Here is a 15,471-nt window from a genome sequence, read left to right as displayed (position 1 = left end):
CCGGGGCGGGGCGCCGGCCCGCGGCGCCCCCTAAAACACAACGCCCGGCCGGAAGGCGCCGGCCGGGGCTGTGGGGGGTACCGGTTGAGCGGGTGGCGGTCAGGCGAAGCGCTGCGCGGCGGAGCCGTTGCAGGGCTGGAGGCGGAGCTGGTCCTTGGGGGCGGACAGGGTCAGGCACAGGGACGGGGCCGCCGCCGGGCGGTAGATGGCGCCGTCGCGGGTGAACTGCTGGTTGGCGCCGCCGTGGCAGTTCCACAGGATCAGCCCGGTGCCGGCCGCGTAGGCGGCGCCCGGCACGTCCAGGCAGCGGTCGTGGCTGAGCTCGACGTGGACGGACCGGCGGGCGGCGTCGTACCACCAGCCCTGGTTGCGGCCGCCGTGGCAGTCCCAGCCGATGACCTTGGTGCCGTTGGCGCTGGCGCCGCCGCCGGCGTCCAGGCAGGTGCCGGTGGCCTCGTTCCGCGCCGGCCTGAACGCGTCGTCCCACGCCGTCGGCTCCAGCACCGGGGTGCCGGTCGACGCCGGGTCGGCGCAGGAGGCCTCGCGCAGCCCGGAGCCGTAGAACTGGGTCAGGCAGGCGGCGAAGGCGCCGTGCCCCTTGTAGTTGGGGTGGAAGGACTGCCGGGCGGTGTTCTCGTCCCACGGGAAGTGGTCGCCCAGGTCCAGGTAGAGCCCGCGGGCCCAGGTGTCCTCCATGCACACCTCGTGGCCGTGGAAGAGCCGCGAGGCGTCGAGGTACAGCGCGCCGGCGTTGCGGGCCGCGGCCCGCATGCCCTTCTCGAAGGTCGGCACCGCGTAGTTGCGGCCCCAGGCCGCGTCGGAGTCGTAGCCGGCGCAGCCGCCCGGGAGCTTGCCGGGGAAGTTCGGGTTGTCGTTGAAGTCGGGGCCGATCGGGCTCGGGTAGCCCATGACCACGAGCTTGTAGTCGGAGTCCGCGTACCCGGCGTCGCGCATCACGGTCTTCAGGTCGCCGATGGTGGCCTCGACCTTCGGCCGCAGGCCGTCGACCCGGGCCTGCCAGCCGGGGCCGTACTTCGGCTCGCAGGTGCCCTGGCTGAGCACCCAGCGGGTGACGCAGTCGGTCATGACGGGGCCGAACTGCAGGTCGTCGTTGGCGCCGGCCACCAGCACGACCATCTTGATGCGGGTGTTGCGGGCCTTGACGGCCAGGCTGTCGCTCTGGACCGGCTCGTCGGCGTACTGCTTCGAGCCGCCGATGCGGATGTTGCCGGTGTACGCGCCCGAGCACGCGACGTTGAAGGTGTAGTCGGCGGCGATCCCGGTCCGGTGGATCGCGGTGTCGGGCGAGCGGTGGCACTGGTTGGACGAGGTGTTGGTGGCCGGTTCGTAGTTCCCGACGCCCTCGCCGGAGATCTCGCTGTCCCCGAGGGAGATGAGTCCGGTCCTGCGCTCGGCGAGCGGGCGGATCGCGGGGTCGCCGTAGATCCGTACGGCCTCGGCGGCGCGGACGGCCTCGAGTTCGGGTGGCAGGGGTGCGACGGCCGCGCCCTGCGGGGTGGCCGCGTGGGCCATGGGGGTGATCGCGGCCATGCCCCCGAGGGCCGCCGCGAACGCCGCCACCGCGGCGACGGTAGATCTGAGCATGGGTGTGGTACGCGCCATGGAACGCCCTCCCGACGTCAGTGTTACCCCCGGTATTTACTGGCCGGTAGTGAGCTTGGGAATAGTTCGAACAAGACACGTGCTCAACTTTTCCAGGAGGCAACGAACATGACCGACGATCAGACCCCGGCCGACTACCGCATCGAGCACGACTCGATGGGCGAGGTACGCGTCCCCGCCCAGGCCAAGTGGCGCGCGCAGACCCAGCGGGCGGTGCAGAACTTCCCCGTCTCCGGGCAGCGGCTCGAACCCGCCCACATCGCCGCCCTCGGCCGGATCAAGGCGGCCGCCGCGCAGGTCAACGCCCGCCTGGGGGTGCTGGATCAGGACATCGCGGACGCCGTCACGAGCGCCGCCGAGGAGGTCGCCGAGGGCCGCTGGGACGACCAGTTTCCGGTCGACGTCTTCCAGACCGGATCCGGCACGTCGTCCAACATGAACGCCAACGAGGTGATCGCCACCCTGGCCGCCGAGCGCCTGGGCCGCGACGTCCACCCCAACGACCACGTCAACGCGTCCCAGAGCTCCAACGACGTCTTCCCGTCCAGCATCCACATCGCCGCCACCGCCGCCGTCACCCAGGACCTCGTCCCCGCCCTGCGCCACCTGCGGGCCGCGCTGGAGCGCAAGGCCGCCGAGTTCGCGCAGGTCGTGAAGTCGGGCCGGACGCACCTCATGGACGCCACCCCCGTCACCCTGGGGCAGGAGTTCGGCGGGTACGCCGCCCAGATCCGCTACGGCGTCGAGCGCCTGGAGGCCGCCCTCCCCCGCCTCGCCGAACTCCCCCTCGGCGGCACGGCCGTCGGCACCGGCATCAACACCCCGCCCGGCTTCTCCGCGGCCGTCATCGCCGAGGTGGCCGCCGCCACCGGACTGCCGCTCACCGAGGCCCGCGACCACTTCGAGGCCCAGGGCGCCCGGGACGGGCTCGTCGAAACCTCCGGGCAGCTGCGCACGATCGCCGTCTCGCTGACGAAGATCGCGAACGATCTGCGCTGGATGTCCTCCGGACCGCGCACCGGATTGGCCGAAATCAACCTCCCCGACCTCCAGCCGGGTTCGTCGATCATGCCGGGCAAGGTCAACCCGGTCGTCCCGGAAGCGGTGCTCATGGTGGCCGCCCAGGTGACCGGGAACGACACCACCGTCGCGGTGGCCGGCGCCGCCGGCAACTTCGAACTCAACGTGATGCTCCCGGTCATGGCGAAGAACCTGCTGGAGTCCGTGCGACTGCTCGCCAACGCCTCCCGGCTGCTGGCCGACCGCACCGTCGACGGGATCACCGCCAACGCCGAGCGGGCCCGCGAGTACGCCGAGTCCTCGCCCTCCGTGGTCACCCCGCTCAACAAGTACATCGGGTACGAGGAGGCCGCGAAGGTGGCCAAGAAGTCCCTCGCGGAGCGCAAGACCATCAGGGAGGTGGTCCTGGAGTCCGGCTACGTCGAACGCGGCGACCTCACCCTGGCGCAGCTCGACGAAGCCCTCGACGTCCTGCGCATGACCCGGCCGTGACGGCCCGCGACACCCCGCCGGGCGGTGGCGCGGTGTGCGGGGCCGTCGAGCGCCGAGGGGACCCGCACGCCACGCGGCGGCCGCCCCCGCGGCCGCCGCGCTGAACACCCCCGTCCCGGGCGCCGTACGGCCGCCCGGGACCGTTCATTTCCAGCCGAATCTCACAGGTGACCTGCACCGCAGCACCGCGCCCGGCCCCACGCCTAAGATCTGCGCATGACAGGTACGGCAGGCACGGCGGCGCACGGCGCGCCACGGGGGACGCACTGGGCACCGGGGGACCACGTCCTCTGGCGTTACCGCGACGCGGCCCCGGACCTGAAGGGCCGGATCCACATCTGCCGTCCCGTGACCGTCGTCCAGGACACCCCCGACCTGCTCTCGGTGTGGATGGCGCCGGGCACCGAGTGCGTCAAACCCGTCCTCGCCGACGGCACCCCGGTCCACGAGGAGCCGCTCGCCACCCGCTACACCGCGCCGCGCACCACCGAGCGCGCGAAGTGGTGGGGCACCGGCGTGCTGAAGCTCGCCCGGCCCGACGACCCGTGGTCGGTCTGGCTGTTCTGGGACCACGGGTGGCGTTTCAAGAGCTGGTACGTCAACCTCGAGGAGCCGCGTCTGCGCTGGGCCGGCGGGGTCGACTCCGAGGACCACTTCCTCGACATCTCCGTCTACCCCGACCGGACCTGGAAGTGGCGCGACGAGGACGAGTTCGCCCAGGCCCAGCGCGTCGGGCTCATGGACGCCGGACGGGCCGACCGGGTCCGGGCGGCCGGGCGGGCGGCGGTGGAGCGGATCGAGGCCTGGGGGGCGCCGTTCTCGGACGGCTGGCAGGACTGGCGACCCGATCCGACCTGGGATGTTCCGGTTCTGCCGGACGACTGGGACCGCACCCCGGCGCATATGACCTCATGAGACCCTTGATGCGCCCCCGGGGTTCAAACGTAGGATCGTCCTCCGCAAGGCTGCACTTCCGTAATCCTCAAGCTGTGCGCAGGACTTGACCGGGCATCACCGAACGAGCGGAGAGGTAACGAGCGGGGAGCGGTGTTGACGGGCGACGGTGCCCGCGCCGCTGAGCGGGTATACCGCGACTGACGAGTTGTGTGCAGCGCACATCGAGCGCAAACGGACGGAATTCCACGCGTGACGGAGTACCCCACCTCTCACGAGGGCCCGCAGCCGGGTGCCGGGGCAGCGGCGAGCGCGGCGCAGAACCATGCTCCGGGCGGCTTCGCCGTGCCCGCGCAGCCGGGACACCAGGCCGGCGCGGTCGCCGCCGGCCCCTCCGCCATGGGCGCGTCCGGATCCAGGGGCGCCACCGGCCCCGCCGCCACCGGCGCGGGTTCCGGCCCCGGCCAGCGCGCCTCCACCACCGCGTCCGCCGATCCCGAGGGCCACGACAAGGCACCGGCGCCCTCCCGCCAGGCCACCCGCGGCGGCTCGCCCGGCGCGGGCCTGGACGACGACCCCCAGGCGGCCCCGGCGGCCGGCCCCGGCTCCGACCCCGCCGCCCCGGGCAGCGGGGCGGCCACCGGATCCGGTCCGGGCGCCGGCACGGCGCCCGCCGCGGCCGGCTCCGGCGCGGGCATACCCGGGCCCGCCGCCGCCCCCGACACCGTCGCCCGCCGCGAGGGCGACCGGCTCCGCTTCGTCGGCGCCGCCACCCGCCGCATCGCGCGCGGCATCGACCTCGACGAGATCGTGCTCGGCCTCTGCCGGGCCACGGTGCCGACCTTCTCGGACGCCATCCTCGTCTACCTGCGCGACCCGCTCCCGGTCGGCGACGAGCGCCCGGCCGGCCCCGTCGTCTTAAGGCTGCGCCGTACGGACCGGCTGCGCCCCATCGAGGACCTCACCGAGGCCGCCAACAGCACCACCGCGGGCGCGGCGGACGGCTCCGAGGCCTCCGAACTCGACTTCAGCCGGCTCCCGCTGGTCGGCCCGCAGGGCGACCTCCCGGCCGCCGAGCTGTGCGAGATCCGCACCGGCGGCGCGCTGGAGGAGGTGCTGCGCGGCGTCCGGCCGGTCTTCGGCTCCACGCCCGCCGCCCGGGCCGCGCTGCCCGAGCTGCTGGGCGCCGAGCACCCCGTGCCGCGCGCGCAGCGCTCCATCCTGGCGCCGCTGCGCGGCCGCCGCCGGGTGATCGGCGCGGCCGTGTTCCTGCGCCGCCCCGACCGGCCCGCGTTCGAGCAGAACGACCTGCTCGTCGCGGCCCAGTTGGCCACGCACACCGCGCTGGGCATCGACAAGGCGGTGCTCTACGGCCGCGAGGCGTACATCGCGGACGAGCTCCAGCGCACGATGCTGCCCGACAGCCTGCCGCAGCCCACCGGCGTGCGGCTGGCCTCGCGCTACCTGCCCGCGGCCGAGACCGCCCGGGTCGGCGGCGACTGGTACGACGCGATCCCGCTGCCCGGCAGCCGGGTGGCGCTGGTGGTGGGCGACGTCATGGGCCACTCCATGACCTCCGCCGCGATCATGGGCCAGCTGCGCACCACCGCGCAGACCCTGGCCCAGCTCGACCTGCCCCCGGCCGAGGTGCTCCACCACCTCGACGAGCAGGCCCAGCGGCTGGGCTCGGACCGCATGGCCACGTGCCTGTACGCCGTCTACGACCCGGTCTCGCACCGCATCACCATCGCCAACGCGGGCCACCCGCCGCCGGTCCTGCTCCACCTCGGCGGCCGCGCCGAGGTGCTGCGGGTGCCGCCGGGCGCCCCGATCGGCGTCGGCGGCGTGGACTTCGAGGCGGTCGAGCTGGACGCCCCCGCCGGGGCCACCCTGCTGCTCTACACGGACGGCCTGGTGGAGTCGCGGCTGCGGGACGTGTGGACGGGCATCGAGCAGCTGCGGGAGCGGCTGGCCACCACCGCGCAGCTGACGGGGCTGGACCACCCGCCGCCGCTGGAGGCGCTCTGCGACGACGTGCTCGACATGCTCGGGCCCGGCGACCGGGACGACGACATCGCGCTGCTCGCGGCCCGGTTCGACGGGATCGCGCCGAGCGACGTCGCGTACTGGTTCCTCGACCCGGAGGAGACCGCGCCCGGCCGGGCCCGGCGGCTGGCCCGGCGGGCGCTGGCCCGGTGGGGCCTGGAGGAGCTCAGCGACTCGCTGGAGCTGCTGGTCAGCGAGGTGGTCACCAACGCCGTGCGGTACGCCGAACGGCCGGTGACGCTGCGTCTGCTGAAGACCGACATCCTGCGCTGCGAGGTCGGCGACGACTCGCCGCAGCTGCCGCGCCAGCGCCGGGCCCGGGACACCGACGAGGGTGGCCGGGGCCTGTTCCTGGTCAACCGGATGGCGCGGCGCTGGGGTGCGACCCGGCTGAGCAGCGGCAAGGTCGTCTGGTTCGAGCTGCCGCTGCCCTCGGGGCGCGGGCGCGGCTGACGCGCGGCGGCGGGCCGGCCTCCCCCTTCCCTGGGTGGACCGGCCCGCCGACTCGGTGCGGGGTCAGGCTCGCGGGCGGATCAGTGGCGGCTCCTGGGCATCACGTCGCCCTTGAACCCCATCGACCGCAGCACCACCGGTGTCGGGGTCGCCTGCTGGACCCAGGCCTCGTCCCAGACGAAGGTGCCGCCGTTGGTGTCGCCGTGCGTCTGCCAGACGGTGCCGGTGGTCGTGAGGACCTTGACGAACGCGTCGTTGCCCTGGGCCTCGATGGCGATGGCGCAGGCGTTCGGGGGGAAGTTGGGGTTCACGGGGTCACCCGGGCCCGCGACCGTGTTGCTGAGGTCCTGCCAGACGATCGTCCCGCCGGGTACGTTCGCCTTGCCGACGAAGGCCCTGCCGCCCGTCAGCGCCGCCTGGAAGTCCTCGGAGTTCGAGGGGCTGTAGGCGTCGATGTCGGAGCAGGGGCCGGCGGGACCGGTCGGGCCCGTCGCGCCGGTCGCACCGTCGCTGGGACCCGTCGGGCCGACGGGGCCCGTCACGCCCGTGGCGCCGGTCGCGCCGGTCGCGCCCGTGGCTCCGTTCTCGCCCGGAGCTCCGGTGGCGCCCGTCGGACCGGTATCGCCCTGCGGTCCGGGCGGGCCCTGCGGTCCGGTGGGGCCGGTCGGGCCCGGGCAGCCCTTGCTGCCGCCGTCACCGCCGCCGGCCTGGTGCCGGGTGCTCATCGGACGGTCGCCGCGCTCCCGCCCGTCGTCCTTGCCCTTCTCCTTCCCTTCCTCCTTTCCGTGTTCCTTCCCCTCCTCCTTTCCGTGCTCCTTCCCGTCCTCCTTCTCCTTCTCCCGCGACGGGCAGTGGTCACTGCCCATCGGGCCCGACAGCGCGGGGCGGGGGGTCAGGGCGACGGCGGGGTTCGCGAAACCGCCCATCAGCAGGGCGAGCGAGGCGACCGCGCCGCCCGCCAGCCACGCCCTGCGCCGGGGAAGCGGGCCCAGAGAGGAACGGGTGTGCCCAGGACTCATGCGTGCTCCTTGTCGAACCGGGTCGAATCACGTGCCGAAGCGGATTCGGACTGTCGTTGAGCGCATCGACCGGCGGGAGCGGGATCTTGAATGATTTATTGGGTTATGAGCAGATTGGCCTACAAGCTGACTCCTCGTGGACGCACGAGCGCCCGCAGACCTCCGAAGGAGGCTGCGGGCGCTGCGGGCGTCACGACCGGAGGGGTCCGGACCGCGGAGGACCGGCGGGAGCCGCCGGACGCCCCTAAGCGGCGGGCGCGTCGTCCTCCGGCTCGTCGCCCCCGCCGCCGGTCTTCGTCGGGGTCGGCGTGGGCTTGTCCGGCTTGTGCGTCCGGGTCTTCGTCGGCTTCGGGTCCGGGTCCTCGGTGGGCTCGGTCGGCGTCGGCGTCGGGTCCCGGTCCTTCTTGGACTTCGTCGGGGTCGGCGTCGGGCTCTTGTCCTTCTTCGACTTGGTCGGGGTCGGCGTCGGGTCCTCCGTCTCCTCGACCTTGCCCGTGATCGCGTCCTCCAGGTCGAACTCCGACGTGCCGGTGCCCGAGAGGACCTCCAGGGTGTACGCCCGCCAGATGTCGGCCGGGAAGCTGGAGCCGCCCGCGCGGCCGCCGCCGGCGGTGCCGGTCAGGGTGACCTGGGTGCCGGTGCCGGGCTCCTCGCCGAACATCGCCACGACCGTGACCAGCTCGGGGGTGTACGCGGTGAACCAGGCGGCCTTGTTCGACTCGGTCGTACCGGTCTTGCCGGCCGCGTCGTAGGCGCTGGACTCGACGGCGTTGCCGGAGCCGTTCCTCACGACGCCGGTGAGGACCTTGGTGACGGTGTCCGCGGTCGACCGGTCGATGACCTGGTCGCCGATCCGCTCGACCGGCTCGTACGCGCGGATCTCGTTCTTCGCGGACTTCACGATCGAGGGCGTGACCTTCTTGCCGTGCCGGTCGAACGTCGCGTACACGCCCGCCATGTCGACGGTGGTGGACTGCATGGAGCCCAGCGCCATGGCCGGCTTCTCGTCGAAGGCGCCGCGGTCCTTCATGCCGAGGGCGAGCGCGGTCTTCTTGACGGTGGCCGGGCCGACGTCCACGAGCATCTGCGCGTACACGGAGTTCACGGAGGAGTTGGTCGCCTTCTGGACCGTGATCCGCTTGCCGTAGTCGTGGTCGTCCTGGTTCTGCGGCGCGAACGGGGTGTCGCTGCCCACGACGGGGCGCCGGCTGGTGCCGTCGTACACCGTGTTCGGGGTGATCGGGCGGCCGTCCTGGGTGGTGGCGCCGTTCTGCAGGGCGGAGGCGAACACGATCGGCTTGAACGTCGAGCCCGGCTGGTAGTCCTGCCGGGTCGCGTTGTTGATCCAGTGCTCCTTCAGGCCCTGGCCGCCGTACATCGCCACGACGTAGCCGGTCTTGGGGTCCACCGAGGTGGCGCCGGCCTGCACGGCGGCGTCGACCTTGCGGTCCTTGCGGTCGAGCTTGGACTCCAGCTCGTCCTGGACGGCCTGCTCCAGCGCGGCCTGCTTCTTCTTCTCGATGCTGAGGGTGATGTCCCAGCCGCCGGCCTTGATGGCCTCGTCCTTGACGCCCTGGCGGTTGAGCTCGGCCTCGGCGGCCTGGATCAGGTAGCCCTTCTGGCCCTCCATGCCGGGGGCGGGCTTGGGCTTGATCGGGACGGGGAACTGCATGGCGGTGCGCTTGCCCTGCTCCAGCTTCCCCATCTTGACCATGTTGTCCAGGACGTAGTTCCAGCGCTCCTTGGCGAAGGCCTTGCCGCGCGGGGTGGCGATGGCCCAGTCGTAGCCGTTGGGCGACTGGAGGAGGGCGGCCAGGTACGCGCCCTGCTCCAGGGTGAGCTTGTTGACGTCCACGCCGTAGTAGGCCTGGGCGGCGGCCTGGATGCCGTACGCCCCGCGGCCGTAGTAGCTCGTGTTCATGTAGCCGGCGAGGATGTCGCCCTTCTCCATGCCCTGATCGACCTTGATCGAGATGATCAGCTCTTTGAGCTTGCGGGTGACCGTCTGGTCCTGGTTCAGGTAGTAGTTCTTGACGTACTGCTGAGTGATCGTCGAGCCGCCCTGCTTGCCCTTGCCCGTGACCGTGTTGAACAGACCGCGGGCCAGGCCCTTGATGTCGACGCCCTGGTCCTCGCGGAAGGACATGTTCTCCGCCGCGATGAACTCCTCCTGGAGCGGGAGGGGGATGTCGTCGATCTTGAGGATCACGCGGTTGAGCTCGCCGGTGCGGGCCATGACCGTGCCGTCGGACCACCGGTAGATGTTGGACTGCAGGGTCGCCTGCTCGTTGGGCTTGGGCTCCGGCAGGTAGTAGTAGAGGCCGATCAGGCCGGCCATGCCGAGCAGGAAGGCGCCGAGGACGGTGCCGAGGACGCGCTTCCAGGTGAAGAACCTGCGTATGCCGGATTTTCCGTCTCGCTGCCGGGCGCGCGGCGCCCTTCGCGCCCCACGGCGCTGCTGCCCGCGTCGCGCTTCTGCTCGGCCCATCGCTCCTGCTCCGCTCGTGTACCCCCCGACGTCAGCTCACGAAGCTAACACCGCGGTATTGGACAAAGGACTCCCGATCCGGTCTTTTCCGGACGTGAGAATGAGCACCCGCCCCACCTGGAACCGACGCACGAAAGCCGCTCCAGGTTGCCCGGGGACCGCGCCGGGGCTTGCCCTTCGTCGAAAAAGTGATATCACTTTGCTAGGGCAGTGAACCTGCCGACCACGCCGACGGGACCCGTCGGCACCTTGATGAAACGGGGCGGACCATGAGCAGGACCATCGAAGGCGCCGTGGGCGGCACGAGCGGCACGGAGCCCCAGCGGGTACGGGAGTTCCCCGCCCGCAGCGTCGGCGGCGGCCTCGCCCTGCTGCTCGGCATGCTGGGCCTCTTCGGCGGCGTCGGCCTGGTCGTCGCGGGCGCGGCGAGCGGGACCGACGGCGTGAAGATCGCCCTGATCGTGGTCGGCGTCCTCCTCGCCATCACCGCCTTCGTGATGATGTGCGGGCTGAACTCGGTGGCCCCGGGCGAGGCGCGCGTGGTCCAGCTCTTCGGCCGCTACCGCGGCACGATCCGCACGGACGGCCTGCGCTGGGTGAACCCGCTGACCTCGCGCGCGAAGATCTCGACCCGCGTGCGCAACCACGAGACCGCCGTCCTCAAGGTGAACGACGCGTACGGCAACCCGATCGAGCTGGCCGCGGTCGTGGTCTGGCAGGTCGAGGACACGGCGCAGGCGAGCTTCGAGGTGGACGACTTCGAGGAGTTCGTCTCGGTCCAGACCGAGGCGGCGGTGCGGCACATCGCGATCGAGTACCCGTACGACGCCCACGAGGAGGACGGCCTCTCGCTGCGCGAGAACGCCGAGGAGATCACCGAGAAGCTGGCGGCCGAGCTGCACGCCCGGGTCGAGGCGGCGGGCGTGCGGATCGTCGAGTCCCGCTTCACCCACCTCGCGTACGCTCCGGAGATCGCCTCCGCGATGCTCCAGCGGCAGCAGGCCGGTGCGGTCGTCGCCGCCCGGCGCCAGATCGTCGAGGGCGCGGTGGGCATGGTGGAGCTGGCCCTGACGCGGCTGGCGGAGGAGGACATCGTGGACCTGGACCCGGAGCGGAAGGCGTCGATGGTGTCGAACCTGATGGTGGTGCTGTGCGGTGACCGCGCGGCGCAGCCGATCGTGAACACGGGCACGCTGTACCAGTGAGCCCCACCGGCAAGGACCCCGCCGACCCGGCCGGACCCGCCGACCGGCCCGACCCCGCCACCGCGGGCGACGCCGGCGGCGGACGGCCCGCGAAGGCGCGGCGGGCCGAGCGCAAGCAGGTGCTGCTGCGGCTGGATCCGCAGGTGTACGACGCGCTGGCGCGGTGGGCCGGGGACGAGCTGCGGTCGGCGAACGCGCAGATCGAGTTCCTGCTGCGCAGGGCGCTCGCCGAGTCCGGGCGCCTGCCGGACGAGGCGGCCCCCATCGCCAGGCGCGGCCGCCCCCGCAAGTCCCCCGAGTCCTGATGTCGGCCGAAGGCCCCGCCCGGTGCGGGGCCTTCGGTGTTCCACGGCCGCGGGAAGGCCGCGTTCCGAACCGTGACAAAGGGCGTTGACCTGCGAGGACGGGGCGATTCCCGCCGACTATGCACCCCATGTATACACCGCAGGTATACACCGCGTGTACAGTCGTCGGCATGTCCATCGGCCACACACTCCTCGGCCTCCTGGAGGCCGGACCACGCCACGGTTACGACCTCAAGCGCGCCTTCGACGAGAAGTTCGGGCACGACCGGCCCCTGCACTACGGACAGGTCTACTCGACCATGTCCCGCCTGCTGAAGAACGGCCTCGTCGAGGTCGAAGGCATCGAGGCCGGCGACGGCCCCGACCGCAAGCGCTACGCCATCACCGACGCCGGCATCACCGACGTCGAGAGCTGGCTCGCCCAGCCCGAGAAGCCCGAGCCGTACCTCCAGTCGACCCTCTACACCAAGGTCGTCCTGGCGCTCCTGACCGGGCGCAGCGCCGCAGACCTGCTCGACACCCAGCGCGCCGAGCACCTGCGGCTCATGCGCGTCCTGACCACGCGCAAGCGCAAGGGCGACCTCGCCGACCAACTCGTCTGCGACCACGCCCTGTTCCACCTCGAGGCCGACCTGCGCTGGCTGGAACTGACCGCCGCCCGCCTCGAGCAGCTCGCCCAGGAGGTACGCCGATGACACCCGCCGCCCCGCCCGCCGGCTCCCTCCTCGCCGCGAGCGCCCTGCGCAAGGCGTACGGGCCCACCGACGCCCTCGCCGGGGCGGAGTTCTCCATCCACCCCGGCGAGGTCGTCGCCATCATGGGCCCCTCCGGCTCCGGCAAGTCCACGCTGCTGCACTGCCTGGCCGGCATCGTCACCCCGGACTCCGGCTCCATCACCTACGCCGGCCGCGAGCTCACGACCATGAGCGACGCCGAGCGCAGCGCCCTGCGCCGCAGCGAGTTCGGCTTCGTCTTCCAGTTCGGTCAGCTCGTGCCCGAGCTGACCTGCGTGGAGAACGTCGCCCTGCCGCTGCGCCTGGCCGGCGCCAAGCGCAAGGTCGCCGAGCGGACCGCCCTGGAGTGGATGCACCGGCTGGAGGTCGACGACCTCAAGGACAAGCGCCCGGGCGAGGTGTCGGGCGGCCAGGGCCAGCGCGTCGCCGTGGCCCGCTCGCTGGTCACCGGCCCCCGCGTGGTCTTCGCCGACGAGCCCACCGGCGCCCTGGACTCCCTCAACGGCGAGCTGGTGATGCAGCTGCTCACCGAGGCCGCCCGGTCCGCCAACGCCGCCGTCGTGCTGGTCACCCACGAGACCCGGGTCGCCGCGTACTCGGACCGCGAGATCGTCGTGCGCGACGGCCGCTCCCGCGACATGGAGCGCGTCATATGAGTTCCCCGCACCACCCGGCCGACTCCGCGCACCGCGGTCCGGCCGCCCGCGGCACCCTCGCCGGCTGGCTCCAGGACCTGCGCATGGGCGCCCGGTTCGCCCTCGGCGGCGGGCGCGAGGGCTGGACCCGCACCCTGCTCACCGGCGTCGGGGTGGGCCTGGGCGTGGCCCTGCTGCTCCTGACCACCACCCTGCCCGGGGCGCTGGCCGCCCGCGACGCCCGCTCGGACGCCCGCAGCACCTGGACCGCGCCCACCGCGGAGAAGGCCGGTCCCGGCACCCTGCTGTTCGCCGAGATCCAGACGTCCTTCCACGACGAGGACCTGTACGGCGCCGAGCTGCGCCCCGAGGGCCCCGACGCGCCGCTCCCGCCCGGCCTCGAGCGCTTCCCCGGCCCCGGCGAACTGGCCGTCTCCCCCGCCCTGAAGGACCTGCTCGCCTCCCCCGCGGGCGCGCTGCTGCGCGAGCGCCTCGACGGGCCGATCACCCGGACCATCGGCGACGAGGGTCTGATCGGCCCCGGCGAACTCGCCTTCTACAGGGGCTCGGACACCCTGCGCGACGACAGCTCCGTCAAGCGCATCACCGGCTTCGCGAACGACGCCAGGCCCGAGCCGCTCGACCCGGTGCTGACCCTGCTGCTGGTCATGGTCTTCGTGGCCCTGCTGATGCCGGTCGCCGTGTTCGTCGCGGCTGCCGTCCGCTTCGGCGGCGAGCGCCGCGACCGGCGCCTGGCCGCGCTGCGCCTGGTCGGCGCCGACGGCCGGATGACCCGGCGGATCGCGGCCGGCGAGGCCCTCGCCGGGGCCGTGGCCGGTCTCGCCCTGGGTGCCGGACTCTTCTCCGCGGTACGGCAGTTCGCCGACCGATTCACCGTCATGGACCGCAGCGTCTTCCCGGCGGACCTCACGCCGAGCCCCTGGCTGACGGCCCTGGTGGTGCTCGCCGTGCCGGCGGCCGCCGTCGGCGTCACCCTCCTCGCCCTGCGGGGCGTGGTCATCGAGCCGCTCGGCGTGGTACGCACCTCGAAGCCGGCCCGCCGCCGGATCTGGTGGCGCCTGGTGCTCCCGCTGGCCGGGCTCGGTCTGCTGGCCCCGCTGATGGGCCGCGGCCGCGAGAACGGCGACTTCAACCAGTGGCAGGTCATCGGCGGCGTGGTGCTGCTGCTCGTCGGCGTCACCGCGATCCTGCCCTGGCTGGTCGAGAGCGTCGTCGCCCGGCTCTCCGGCGGCGGCGTCGCCTGGCAGCTGGCCGTCCGCCGGCTGCAGCTCAGCAGCGGCACCGCCGCACGGCTGGTCAACGGCATCGCCGTGGCGGTGGCCGGGGCCATCGCCCTGCAGATGCTCTTCGCGGGCGTCGAGGGGGACTACACCAAGCGGACCGGCGAGGACCCCTCCCGTGCGGCGCTGTCGGTGTGGATCCGTGGCGGCCAGCACCCCGGGACGAGCATCCTCGCGCAGGCCGACGCGGTCTCGGGCCGGCTGCGACGGGCCGAGGGCGTCACCCGCGTCACCCCGCTGACCAGCGTCACCGCCACCGACGCCGGCAACCCGGACCGGGCGACGGAGCTGACCATCGCGTCCTGTTCCGCACTGCGCGAGATCGCGGACCTGCCCTCCTGCAAGGAAGGTGACACGTTCCTCCTGCGCGGCGGCTACGACGACGGCAACGCGCAGGCGCTGGCCAGGCCGGGCGGAAAGCTGATGGTCGGCGGCAACGACACCGGCGGGCCCGTGGCCTGGACCGTGCCGAAGGGCCTGCGCGCCGTGCAGAGCCGGGAGGACCCGGCCGGCACCAAGCGCGGCGGGCTCCTGGCCACCCCGGGCGCCGCGCCGAAGGGCACGGCCGTCGCCGGGTACACCTCCATCTACCTCCAGCTCGACCCCGCCGTGCCGGACGCCCGGGAGCGGGCCCGTACCGCGGCGTTCAAGGCCGACCCACTGGCCACGGTCATGACCCTGAAGAGCACCGAGCAGAGCAACCGCTTCGCGAGCATCCGGACCGGCCTCTACATCGGCGCGGTCCTGGTGCTGATGCTGATCGGCGCGAGCATGCTGGTCTCCCAGCTGGAGCAGCTGCGCGAGCGCAAGAAGCTCCTGTCGGCCCTGGTCGCCTTCGGCACCCGGCGCGGCACCCTCACCCTGTCGGTGTTCTGGCAGACGGCGCTGCCGATCGGCCTGGGCCTCGGCCTCGCCACGGCCACCGGCCTGGCGCTGGGTGCCGTGCTGATGCGGATGACCGACGTCCCGGTGGCCGTCGACTGGACGTCGGTGGCCGGCATGGCCGGCATCGGCGCCGGGGTCGTCCTGCTGGTCACGGTCCTCAGCCTGCCGCCGCTGCTGCGGCTGATGCGCCCGGACGGCCTGCGCACCGAGTGACGCGGGCGGTACGGGAACGGGGGGCGGGCGGCCCGCGCGGTGTCACCACGGCGCGGGCCGCCCGGCCGTACCCGGGCCGGGCTGTCGTACGGCTGGGCCCCGCGAGCCCGGCATGATCCGAAAGGCGGGCCCCTAGGGCCTGTCTTTCGGATCAGGCC

11 protein-coding genes are annotated in these 15,471 nt (G+C 73.0%); 8 read left to right on the top strand and 3 right to left on the bottom strand.

The window, feature by feature from the left end; all coding sequences use genetic code 11:
* Positions 1-99 precede the first annotated feature (99 nt).
* On the bottom strand, positions 100-1,623 hold the full coding sequence (locus ACIQCH_RS18125; protein WP_402581912.1) for a ricin-type beta-trefoil lectin domain protein: 1,524 nt from the start codon (positions 1,621-1,623) through the stop codon (positions 100-102).
* A gap of 108 nt (positions 1,624-1,731) precedes the next feature.
* On the opposite strand from ACIQCH_RS18125, the gene ACIQCH_RS18120 reads away from it, so the two are divergent.
* The 3 genes from ACIQCH_RS18120 to ACIQCH_RS18110 all read left to right on the top strand — a co-directional run bounded on the left by ACIQCH_RS18120 (position 1,732) and on the right by ACIQCH_RS18110 (position 6,528).
* The gene (locus tag ACIQCH_RS18120; protein ID WP_402581910.1) at positions 1,732-3,135 is read left to right on the top strand and encodes a class II fumarate hydratase; all 1,404 of its coding nucleotides are present in this window, start codon (positions 1,732-1,734) and stop codon (positions 3,133-3,135) included.
* 216 nt (positions 3,136-3,351) lie between these two features.
* Positions 3,352-4,050 (top strand): DUF402 domain-containing protein, encoded by a 699-nt coding sequence (locus tag ACIQCH_RS18115; protein WP_402581908.1) that lies wholly within the window; start codon positions 3,352-3,354, stop codon positions 4,048-4,050.
* A gap of 231 nt (positions 4,051-4,281) precedes the next feature.
* On the top strand, positions 4,282-6,528 hold the full coding sequence (locus tag ACIQCH_RS18110) for a SpoIIE family protein phosphatase (RefSeq protein WP_402581906.1): 2,247 nt from the start codon (positions 4,282-4,284) through the stop codon (positions 6,526-6,528).
* Positions 6,529-6,608: 80 nt separating this feature from the next.
* Here ACIQCH_RS18110 and ACIQCH_RS18105 read toward each other — a convergent pair whose 3' ends face one another.
* Positions 6,609-7,547, bottom strand: coding sequence for a hypothetical protein (locus tag ACIQCH_RS18105; protein ID WP_402581904.1), 939 nt, complete (start codon positions 7,545-7,547; stop codon positions 6,609-6,611).
* 244 nt (positions 7,548-7,791) lie between these two features.
* Positions 7,792-10,035 (bottom strand): transglycosylase domain-containing protein, encoded by a 2,244-nt coding sequence (locus ACIQCH_RS18100; RefSeq protein ID WP_402581902.1) that lies wholly within the window; start codon positions 10,033-10,035, stop codon positions 7,792-7,794.
* 269 nt (positions 10,036-10,304) lie between these two features.
* Between ACIQCH_RS18100 and ACIQCH_RS18095 the strand changes: the two genes are divergently transcribed.
* From ACIQCH_RS18095 to ACIQCH_RS18075, 5 genes are all read left to right on the top strand, one after another.
* Entirely contained in the window at positions 10,305-11,240 is a 936-nt protein-coding gene (locus ACIQCH_RS18095) for an SPFH domain-containing protein (RefSeq protein ID WP_402581900.1), read from the top strand.
* Positions 11,237-11,545 (top strand): hypothetical protein, encoded by a 309-nt coding sequence (locus tag ACIQCH_RS18090; protein WP_402581898.1) that lies wholly within the window; start codon positions 11,237-11,239, stop codon positions 11,543-11,545. Before ACIQCH_RS18095 ends, ACIQCH_RS18090 begins: the two co-directional genes overlap by 4 nt.
* A 170-nt stretch (positions 11,546-11,715) precedes the next feature.
* Positions 11,716-12,240 carry a PadR family transcriptional regulator gene (locus ACIQCH_RS18085; RefSeq protein ID WP_402581896.1) on the top strand — a complete coding sequence of 175 codons (525 nt, stop codon included), beginning with the start codon at positions 11,716-11,718 and terminating at the stop codon, positions 12,238-12,240.
* The gene (locus ACIQCH_RS18080; protein WP_402581894.1) at positions 12,237-12,935 is read left to right on the top strand and encodes an ABC transporter ATP-binding protein; all 699 of its coding nucleotides are present in this window, start codon (positions 12,237-12,239) and stop codon (positions 12,933-12,935) included. The genes ACIQCH_RS18085 and ACIQCH_RS18080 overlap by 4 nt, the downstream gene beginning before the upstream one ends.
* Positions 12,932-15,313, top strand: a complete 2,382-nt coding sequence (locus ACIQCH_RS18075) for an FtsX-like permease family protein (RefSeq protein ID WP_402581892.1) — start codon at positions 12,932-12,934, stop codon at positions 15,311-15,313. Before ACIQCH_RS18080 ends, ACIQCH_RS18075 begins: the two co-directional genes overlap by 4 nt.
* Positions 15,314-15,471 lie beyond the last annotated feature (158 nt).

Origin of the sequence: Streptomyces sp. NPDC093225 (assembly GCF_044753805.1) — a bacterium.
Classification (GTDB): Bacteria; Actinomycetota; Actinomycetes; order Streptomycetales; family Streptomycetaceae; genus Streptomyces.
Note: the sequence above shows the minus strand (reverse complement) of the source record. Positions and strands in the feature narration are given on the sequence as shown.